The sequence below is a fragment of the Microcoleus sp. D3_18_C4 genome, assembly GCF_036702355.1.
Lineage (GTDB): Bacteria > Cyanobacteriota > Cyanobacteriia > Cyanobacteriales > Microcoleaceae > Microcoleus.
This window is the reverse complement of sequence record NZ_JAUBTF010000054.1, coordinates 1-9,653: the sequence shown is the minus strand read 5'-3', so window position 1 is coordinate 9,653 and position 9,653 is coordinate 1. Positions and strand designations below refer to the sequence as shown.

The window sequence follows — 9,653 nt, the reverse complement described above, 5'->3', positions numbered from 1 at the left end:
CGCCGAGGGAAGTGTAAGCAGTTCCCAGATTTCCCAGAGCTTTCCCCTCGGTTTGGCGGTCTTTAATTTCTCGGGCGATCGCCAATGACTGCTGTTGGTAGTCGATGGCTTTGGCGTAGTCTCCGAGGGAAGTGTAAGCACTTCCCAGATTTCCCAGAGCTTTCCCCTCGGTTTGGCGGTCTTTAATTTCTCGGGCGATCGCCAACCACTGCTTTTGGTAGTCCATGGCTTTGGCGTAGTCGCCGAGGGAAAAGTAAGCATTTCCCAGAGCTCCCAGAGCTATTCCTTCGCTTTGGCGGTCTTCAATTTCTCGGGCGATCGCCAATGACTGCTGTTGGTAGTCCATGGCTTTGGCGTAGTCGCCGAGGTTACGGTAAGCATTTCCCAGAGCTCCCAAAGCTTCCCCCTCGATTTGGCGGTCTTTAATAATTTCTCGCGCGATCACCAAACACTGCTGAGCGAAGTCGATGGCTTTGGCGTAGTCGCCGAGGTTATCGTAAGCATTTCCCATATCTCTCAGAGTCCTTCCCTCGCTTTGGGGGTCTTTAACCCTCTTTTGTCACTGTCCGAAAACAAAAATCAAAAGCACTGTTTAAAATTCTTACTGGGATGGGGTTTGTAGCTTTATTTTCTACTATGATAAACATAATCATTTCTTTTTGTCAAACTCTTTGCCTGCAAGGATTTCAGATAATAGACCTCTTGCAAAAGTCGTTTTAATCAAATTTTGGAAGGGGCTAGAAGCCCATCCCACAAGAAAAAAGATTTTTGTGGGACGGGCCGGAGAGCCCGTGCCAGCTATTTTCGCAAGAGGTCTAGTGAGGATAGGCGGGAAAGCTGTTAATTCTGATGAAGCTGTAGCTAGTTTTAAGCCCTGGGTCAAGATATGTACCTAACCTGACCTAACAGCACTTGTTTAGAGTCATAGATGAGGAAATACCCTTTCCCAAATCTATGACTCTAAACTGGTACGCCTCTCTTAGCCTTTATATAGGGCTTGCTGAAAAAGTCTGGAGAGCGAATAGCCTCGCGCCACACAGCTTGAAAAATAGTAGATCCGTCGCTTATTTTTCAAATTTACCCAGCAACTTCCCACGAAAGTGCAAGGGTTTTGAACCTCGCTTATGCTACACCTTGCACTTTCTCGCTCCACAAAAGATTAAAACCCTTATCTAGCCTGCCTTCTGCTTTTATTCACCGAGCCCTATATATTTTTAGCTGTGGCAGTTGTCTTAGGGCTTCTGGGATTTCGGTAATGTAATTTCCCTTGACCCAAAGCTCTTTCAAATTGGATAGTTGTCCGAGCGCTTCTGGAATTTCGGTAATGTTGTTGTAACTGAGCTGAAGCAGCGTTAGATTAGACAGTTGCCCGAACGACTTTGGGATGTCGGTAATTTCATTGTCACTGAGGTCCAGGGTTGTCAGGTTTGACAATTGTCCGAGTGACTCTGGAATGTTGGTAATTTCATTGTTCCGAATGTCCAGGGTTGTCAGGTTTGACAATTGTCCGAGCGACTCTGGGATGTCGGTCATTTCCATATTGTTACTGAGGTCAAGTATTCTCAGATTAGACAATTGTCCGAGCCACTCAGGGATGTCGGTAATATCGTTGTCCAGAAGGTAAAGCACTTCCAGATTGGACAATTGCTCAAGCGCTTCTGGGATCTCGGTAATTTTATTGCCTGTAAGGTAAAGCACTCTTAGATTGGACAATTGGCCGATCGACTCTGGGATGCACGTAATCTGATTTCCGCTGAGTTTGAGGTCTGTCAAATGCGTACACTTGCCAATCTCTGGTGGCAATTCCTCCAACCAAAGTCTCGACAAATCCAGTTCAGTCAATTCTTTCTCGGCTGCTTCATCAATTCGCGCCACTATTTCATCTAGTGTCATATCCTTTCTCTCTCCATAGTATTTAATTTATTGTGGCAATAAATTTAACTTACTGTTTTCCCCGCCTAGTAGTAGCACTTCCACGTCCTAGGCGGGGAAATTTGAGTCTCCTGATGTAGCAGCAAGGGTTATACGCTCTAGGCGGGGAAATAATGTTATCCCCGCCTAGAACAAGGTTTTGGAGTGAGTGGGGAATTACCCTTCCCGGTCTAAACCTCTAGCGAGATTTTTACGACTGGCCGCCATTGTCTTTTTCATAGTCACAATTAAAAAATCGGCCATCGGAAAAATAGCCGCCTGCCCGTCCGGCTGAGGACATCAAAGTCAGTGTGTCACGCGCTTGACACTACTTGGCGTTACTGATAGACAAAATGAAACGCCTGACACAAGGGATTCAACTGTTATGCCCAATCCTAAAGGACACGAAGACTCAATTAAAGATTCCCGCTGTTTGGGTTTGTACGAAGGCAGAGTATAACTAATACTTTGCCTCCTCAAACTGGGTTGTATAATCAGCTAATTTAGGATGCTTTTGTGCTTTCAAGCTTCCTCGAAAGCTACGTAGGGACTTATTTGTTACGTTTCTTAATATCACGTCCTCTGAATGCAGGTATCTCGGTTTTACCCCTATATTGTCGCCTTGCTGCTATTTCACCCAGGCGATCGCCACTAGCAGAGCCTATGAAGCAAAAACGCGGCGCACTTGCTTTGAGTTACCTATTTTGTTAGGTAACTTATTCCTTGTGGAAATCAGCGATCGCGACTATTGAAATTATTTAATCTTGAATAATCGGATATCCGAAAATCCGCATAACTGGTTATTTGAATTAACGGATAAGCGAATTAGTGGATTTTCAGAATTATGGTAATCTGCTAGAAAATAGAATTTCGAGGGAGGTGAGCCTCATTGCAATATACACAGTGGCATCCTTTAAGGGAGGCGTGGGAAAAACTACGACGGCCGTCCACCTGGCAGCTTACCTGGCAGCTAAGGGCGATGCAATTCTAATTGACGGCGACCCCAACCGCAGCGCGACGGGATGGGCGAAGCGAGGACAGTTGCCCTTTGAAGTGGTTGACGAGCGGCAGCAACAGTCCAGCCACACAATTTGCTGCTGTACTGGACTCTTTTGCAACAATTCCCGCAACCATCGCAGAGAAACTCCCCACTGATTCTTCCTGGGATCTGTATCGCTGGTCGCCAAAAAACCTTCAGTAACTCCACCCCGATTTTTTCGCAACCCATGACCGATAAAATACAGTAGAGCCGTCTGGGGGATGCGCTCTCCTACTGGATTAAACAACTGAATAATGGCATCCTCTAAAGCATCTGCCTGTACTAATGCTCCTGTTGCACCAGCAACCCGACGCTGCCCGTCTTGAATCGTTTCCGGCAGCCGTCGCACTCGAAACCCGCCATACTCTTCTAAGCGTTGCGCGATCGCTTCGGCATCGTTAGCAGGAGTCTTCAGATGTTTTGCCTTACTGCTTGAAGTATCTTTCAGGAAAGGATACTGGTTAATCCCTACTACCAGCGCATCTCGATTCATATTTATGTGGGTCGGTTGGCAGTACCTTAAAGTTGTGGTAGGGATAGCAGCTTGTTGGGAAAATTGGATATTTTGAAAATTTTGCCCACCCCTATATCCTAAAGCAAAACCTGTTTCTATTGGCTGTAAGCTGACTAAATTATTATTGGCAATACTGCCAAATTCTATGCGTCCTTGGGGGGCAGTTATTTGACCCCTCTGTAGCTGAATTTCACCGCCTACAATGGCTATGGTTTGTCCCCTTAGCACTTGGAGTCCGAAAATTTGACCTTTGCTATCGATCGCCCTAGATTGATTGACGATGCTGCCGGGATTTGAACCATATTGCAAGCCAATGGGTACGTTTACTCTGAGTAAAGAGGAGGGAGGATTAGGAGCGATCGCGCTAAATTCTTTCCCATCTGCCAACTTGACAGCACTCACTGTACTCGCCAAAAAGGAGCCACCAATATTTAAGCTGGCGTTGGGGCCAAAAATAATGCCGTTCGGGTTGAGGAGAAATAGGTTAGCAGTGCGATCGCACCATCCACTTCAGAAATTAGGCTATTAATTTTCTATCCCAGTATAAATATATCTCTGAACATTGCTATTGCTACTGCCCTTTCCTACTTTTTTTAAGTAGCTCTATTTTTCCGTAAATGTGAGATTGTACCTTTATTTTTCATGTAAATGTGAGGTTTTATGCACAAAAACAGTATCAACAATACTCTAGGTTGCTTAACACTGTGTGCAAGAAATAGCAAGCAAGCTCACAGCTATAAGTACCAATAGCAAAATAACTCACAAAAACTCATACTTTAAAGTTAAGAATTGTTAAGTTTTGCTTTCTTTTCTAATTCGGTACACTTCAGATTTATTTAAGGATTGAATTAAATTTATTTGAACGTAATAAATACCTTCCTTAATTAGACAAGGCTGAAAGTTGAAAAAATTGTCAAAAAGCAGGCTAAGAATGGTTGAGTTGCTCTACCTCAACTTTTGTGCTGCTCAATCTCAAATCAAAAATTGGCTAACCATCCCAAAGGATCGCTCCAAACGGGCTAATAAAAACCACTGATTGTGGTGATGTCAAATAAAAAGCATAGTCCCTAAGATGGCGTGTAAAGCACACGATAGGCACCGAATATAATGCCAAGAGTCAAGAAAATATCCAATCCGAATGTCATCCTGAGCATAGATTTTGGCGGTTTATCAACTCGCGCCTTTTACCGTAAGGGTTCAGAGATGCTGGCTCATTCATTAGTAATGGAATCCCAAGTTGGCACTATCAGCCAAGACACAGCCAATGCCTTCACGAAACCTAATTTAACATCGGCAGCCCCCGAAAATATTGCCTGGGTTGCCATCGGTGATGAATGCCGCGCTGTAGGTTACCTAGCGGCTTCCCAATTCAACGCTCACATCGGTTTAGCCGGACTCAAATACAGTACAGCCTTGTACAAAGCACTAGCAGCTTTGTGGGTAGCCTCTTGCAAACTAGATTTGGGCAATCAATTCAGCGCTGCGCTCTCCGTCTTCTTACCTCCAGGCGAGTTCAACGACTCCCAGCAGTTTTTTACACTGCTCAGGCAAGCAGCTAACGCCTTTGAAACGCCTTCCGGGATGATGCAGGTAACGCTAGACAAAACCCAGGCGCTTCAAGAAGGAGGCGGTATTTGTATTGCTTACAACAGCAAACTGGGGGCCGCTTTCAAGCACCAAGTAACAGCTTTCGTCATGGTAGGTTTCCGCAATGCCTCCGTCATTGTTTCAGCACGGGGAGCCGTAGGCAAAGGCAAAACCTCCGATTTAGGCATGGTGAGGTGCTGCGAGTTAGTGCAAGAGCGTACCTCTGGCTACGATTTATCTCGTTTAGCAACAGCCATAGCTACATCAGGCGATCGCTTTAACCGCCCTCCCTTCTACCGCATTGCTCGTAACCATGACGCAGGAGCGCGGGACACTGAAGTTGACCGTTTGATTGAAGCGGTGAAACTGGCAAGGAGAGACTACGCTCGAATCCTGACCAGTTGGCTAGATGAAGTGCTACCACCGGATCTAGATGAAATAGTGTTCTGTGGCGGTACTTGCGGTTATCTGGAGCCGGAATTGAGAGCATATGCCCGCGTTGCCTACTCTTGGCACGCTGGGATTACAGTACCACCCAACCTAGACCCTCAAGGCTTGGGATATCGGTTAGCAGACTTATGGGGGCTATGGAGCTATTTCAGTTCTCAATTCGCTGCAACTTCGGACTCTGGGAACCAGAAAATGAATTTAGCATTGGATGCCACTAACAGCGTTCAATCTGAAAACAAGCAAGACAATGACTACTTAGAGGTTGCTGATACCGACTGTTCTAGCGATCGCGCATTCGGACAAACCTTACCTACTCCTGTAACCGAATATGACCGCTCTAGTTCATCCCTTTTAAGTGCGGAAAGCGTAAGAGAGGGCGAAGTCTCGGCAGTAGCAGGCCCCTATCGATCGCCAAAGTTCAAGGAGCGTAATTGGGGAGAAATAGCAGGAGTGCGATCGCCTATCGTGGGACAGTCTAGCACAGCATTAGAGGAGGAGAGACATGGCTAAAGAGCGAACGAACTATTACCTGCGGTGTCAACCCTACGCTGACTCCCCCGACGGCATTTTACTCAATTATCTCCTGCACCATCCCGTTTACGACTCAAAGCGAGCAGCATTTGAGGCATTTGAGGCATTTTGGAAAGCTTTGGCGTATCAGGCGCAAAGTGCAGGTTCAGAAGAAGAAGTGCGGATACTAGGCTGGGATTGCATCAATTCTTTGCTCAATCAAGTTGATTACATTCGCACTCGCCTCGAACTCGACGGTTCGCAACTTGGAGCCTTGCTGGTTTCTCGCGGGTGCGCTCACCTCCCCGGCTACCTTCCCAGTTTTGTACCAAGTGCAGGTTTAACCACAGCAAGCGAGTCAGTTCCTTTTAAGCCATCTCGTCAATTTTCTCCTGCGCCACAAGCTACCAGTTCGGTTTTAGAACTAGAAGAGGTGACAGACTCAGAAGCCGACCCCAGCGAGGGTGACACAGTTAATCTAGCAGGATTCGATCCGGCGATGCTAGGACCCACCTTTAGCTAGGAATCTATTGAGATGATTTTTACCTTGTCCAAGGTTTTTATTTACGAGCAACATTGTGGAGATTTTTTATGACTAATATGATTCATTTAGTTGATGGAGAAATTGGTGGTGTTGGTAAGTCTATGTGGAGTTGCCTTCTCGTAGAGTACAACAACAAGTACGACTTTCTTTATACCCTAATTGATGGCGATGCTGGCAATCCCAACGTCCAGCAGCGTTATCCAGAGTCCGCGAAGATTATTACTTTGGCGGAAGATGAAGAAAACTTTGAGGCAGACATCATTTTCGAGACAGCTTTGCAGGCTCCTGTCATTGTCAATTTACCGGCTCGTGTTTCTTCTATCATAGATGGCTGGATTGAGACGGCGGGTTTGTTAACTGCTTCTTTTAAAGAAAAGTCAGGCATAGATGTTTGCAAATGGTTTTTGTGCAGTGGGCGTGCTGATAGTATCGAGATGTTTTTGGAATCAGTTAACCGCTTTCAAGGCCGACTGAAACACATTTTAGTCCGCAATTTTGGGGTGTGCAAAGATTGGTCTCACCTCAGCAGCCATAAAAACCTAAATAAGCTGCTTGAAGAACACAGCATTTTAGTTGTTGACTTGCCTAAACTCAGTGCTTTAGAACGAAGGTTGCTCGACACTAATAAAAGCCTGTCTCTAACAGGTGCGCTATCACATCCCAGCTTTCATTTACTCAACCAACAGCGAATGTACACTTTTCTAGAAAATACTTGTGATGCAATTGAGGCAACAAGAATTTTCAATCAAGCTCCCTATCGACCTAATCTAAAAAGCGAGAATCGTTCACGGTCAGTAGTGGTACAAGATATTAAGAAACAGCCATCAGATGAAGCTGTGTTAGATACCGAGGAACATCAGTCGGCAGGAGCCGTACCAGATTCTACCACTTGAACTGAGAAACTATTGACAGAGTTTGACCGCGCCGTAAGCATCGCCCCTTCAGGAGTCGAGAGGGGTGGGAGTGTCACTGTAATTTCAGGGATTATGAGAGGAACTTATGTCAGATGATGCAACCGGAGTTAGCGATAGAAAGATTGAAAATTTGTCAGAAGTTGAGCTTAATCATGATTTTTCTGAGGAGACTGTAGAGCATTTAGTAAATGATGAGAATTTGGAGGGTGAGGAAGATGAAAATAGTGACTCATATTTGTGGCAGCAAATAGACCAGGAGTTAACTACTGCTAAAACTTCTGCGGGAGATAACTTGTTCAAATTAGCTGCACCGCCGGCTTTTGAGCATGAGCGTGAGTCTCTTATCAGTCAGGCACTCAAGGGCAAAAGTGCTGAATTTCGTTCCGAAGTTATTAACAATGCTTACCGCTACGGTTTGGATAAAAATGACCCTTTGTTTATTGTGCTTCTAGCAACGGGTCAGCTTGAATTGCTCCTCGAAAAAAAGCCTCAAGAAATCGATAGGTTTTTCAAGAGTTGGGAGTCAAAATGGCAAGCGGAATTAAAAGACTCTGAAGCTGTTATCTCTCAAGAACTAGAACAAGTACGGCAGCTAATTGATAACTGGGAACAGGATAGCCGGGAGTTTTTAGAACGACAGGGTAAAGCAGCAGTCAACGTACAGCACCGAAAGATTGCTAGTTCAGTTAAAACGTTAGTTCAGCAAGCTGCTTTAGAGAAAGTTGCTCACGATATTTGGTCAGTAATTTTTGGAAGTACAGCCGTATTAGGGGCAATAGCCATCGGCGTGTTTATCGGGTTGGCAATTCCCAAGTTTACTCCAGCAACACCCCTCGATCCAAAAGGGCCTCGCCAGTTAACTCTCAAAGAAGCTGTGGCAATGAATTGGGGGTTGAGTGCTGAAGGACAATTTGCAATGAAAAATGCAGAAGCTATAAAGTGGGCTATGAGTAGTGATGGAAAATATGCTCAACAATTTATGAGTTGGAATCAAGCTTTGTTGAGTGAAAAAAATGGAAAAATGTTGTGTGAAAGTGAGGTGAATCGATTGGGAGTGACGCTAACTGTAGAAGGTAAAGCGGCGACAGATGGCTTCTGTACTTTGTGGACGAGAAATCCTAAAGAGCGAGTTTTTGTTCCCTAATGAAGGGGAAGAGGAAGGGGAAGGGGAAGGGAGTAGGGAAAAAGTACAAAGAGGCAACAAACAAGTAGGAAGGAAGTAAGCGTCAAATTCTCCCCTTCTCCCCCTCCCCCACTCTCCCTTCCCCTCTTCCTTCCCCTTCGTTCTGTAACAATTGAAGCAGGTCAATTTGTGAGTCAATAAGCAGATTTGAACGTATTTGTCACGTAAGGAGAATTTATGAAAAACCCAAAGTATATTCAGCAGGATGCTAATAAAAATTTACCCGAAGTCTCTATTCCGATTGATAATTCACTTGATGCAATGGTGTGGAAATACTGTGCCAGCCGAAATTTTCCAATTCCCGAACACATAAAAATCGTTCTCAGTTCTTTCTGGGCTCCTTTTGCAGCAAAGGCAGCAGGCAAATCCCCCGAACGAGTCAAGGCAATTGCTCTTTATTCGTTGAGGCAATTATCATCTCAACAGCAATTAATCGAGTCAATATTTGGGGTTAAGCAGGATTAAAAGCAGGGGAAGGGGAAGGGGAAGGGAAGATAGATTTTTGCTTTTCTTTCTTTAATAAAAGCTAACAATAGCCTGCGTTTTTCCTTCCCTTCCCCTTCCCCTTCCCTTTCATATTGTCAAAGTCCCGTTGAATTAGCCGACTTTCAAAACATCCTCAATGATTAGCGAAACCTGCTGTGGTTGATTCTCAAGCTGCTTTTTAATTTGTGTTTTCAACCAATCTGTGGGTGCGTCTTTTTTGTTGAGTTTAAGACGAATGGGATCGCTTTTAGACAAAGTTGAATTGAGTGCTCGAATAACGGTGCGGCATTGTCGAAGAGTGAGGCTATCGACTTGAATGAAGGGTTGATTTAATGGGTCAGCATCGAGTTGAATATTAGAAGCAAATTCGGCTTGAACTTGTAGCGAAGAGGTGAGGCGCTGTTCTTCTGTGGGTTCTGGAGTTGCTGCACATTCGGCAACAGCAGGAAAGGAAGCAATTTCATTGAGAAGAGGCACAAAATCTGGGGCAAGTTCTGCTGAGAGTTTTTCAGAAT

The 9,653-nt window shown here is 45.0% G+C and carries 9 protein-coding genes and 1 pseudogene; 6 read left to right on the top strand and 4 right to left on the bottom strand.

The window, feature by feature from the left end:
• The coding region (locus tag QUA90_RS23070; RefSeq protein WP_333447933.1) for a tetratricopeptide repeat protein at window positions 1-511 on the bottom strand (511 nt) is incomplete at its 3' end.
• Between the two features lie 683 nt (window positions 512-1,194).
• Entirely contained in the window at window positions 1,195-1,893 is a 699-nt protein-coding gene (locus tag QUA90_RS23065) for a leucine-rich repeat domain-containing protein (protein ID WP_333314102.1), read from the bottom strand.
• An 846-nt stretch (window positions 1,894-2,739) separates the two neighbouring features.
• Here QUA90_RS23065 and QUA90_RS23060 point away from each other — a divergent pair.
• On the top strand, window positions 2,740-3,066 hold the full coding sequence (locus tag QUA90_RS23060; RefSeq protein WP_333314099.1) for a ParA family protein: 327 nt from the start codon (window positions 2,740-2,742) through the stop codon (window positions 3,064-3,066).
• Here QUA90_RS23060 and QUA90_RS23055 read toward each other — a convergent pair.
• Window positions 3,030-3,944, bottom strand: a pseudogene (locus tag QUA90_RS23055) (two-partner secretion domain-containing protein); the annotation flags it as partial. The gene QUA90_RS23060 and the pseudogene QUA90_RS23055 sit on opposite strands and share 37 nt — an antisense overlap.
• Window positions 3,945-4,571: 627 nt before the next feature.
• Here QUA90_RS23055 and QUA90_RS23050 point away from each other — a divergent pair.
• From QUA90_RS23050 to QUA90_RS23030, 5 genes are all read left to right on the top strand, one after another.
• Window positions 4,572-6,011 carry a ParM/StbA family protein gene (locus QUA90_RS23050; protein ID WP_333314097.1) on the top strand — a complete coding sequence of 480 codons (1,440 nt, stop codon included), beginning with the start codon at window positions 4,572-4,574 and terminating at the stop codon, window positions 6,009-6,011.
• Window positions 6,004-6,534, top strand: coding sequence for a hypothetical protein (locus QUA90_RS23045; protein WP_333314095.1), 531 nt, complete (start codon window positions 6,004-6,006; stop codon window positions 6,532-6,534). Before QUA90_RS23050 ends, QUA90_RS23045 begins: the two co-directional genes overlap by 8 nt.
• A gap of 68 nt (window positions 6,535-6,602) precedes the next feature.
• A complete protein-coding gene (locus QUA90_RS23040; protein ID WP_333257340.1) occupies window positions 6,603-7,448 on the top strand; it encodes a mobilization protein MobD-like protein in 846 nt (281 codons plus the stop codon).
• A 106-nt stretch (window positions 7,449-7,554) separates the two neighbouring features.
• Window positions 7,555-8,613 carry a DUF6753 family protein gene (locus QUA90_RS23035; protein WP_333314093.1) on the top strand — a complete coding sequence of 353 codons (1,059 nt, stop codon included), beginning with the start codon at window positions 7,555-7,557 and terminating at the stop codon, window positions 8,611-8,613.
• A gap of 216 nt (window positions 8,614-8,829) precedes the next feature.
• Window positions 8,830-9,117 (top strand): hypothetical protein, encoded by a 288-nt coding sequence (locus QUA90_RS23030; protein WP_333054956.1) that lies wholly within the window; start codon window positions 8,830-8,832, stop codon window positions 9,115-9,117.
• A gap of 132 nt (window positions 9,118-9,249) precedes the next feature.
• Here QUA90_RS23030 and QUA90_RS23025 read toward each other — a convergent pair.
• The coding region (locus tag QUA90_RS23025) for a hypothetical protein (protein WP_333447931.1) at window positions 9,250-9,653 on the bottom strand (404 nt) is incomplete at its 5' end.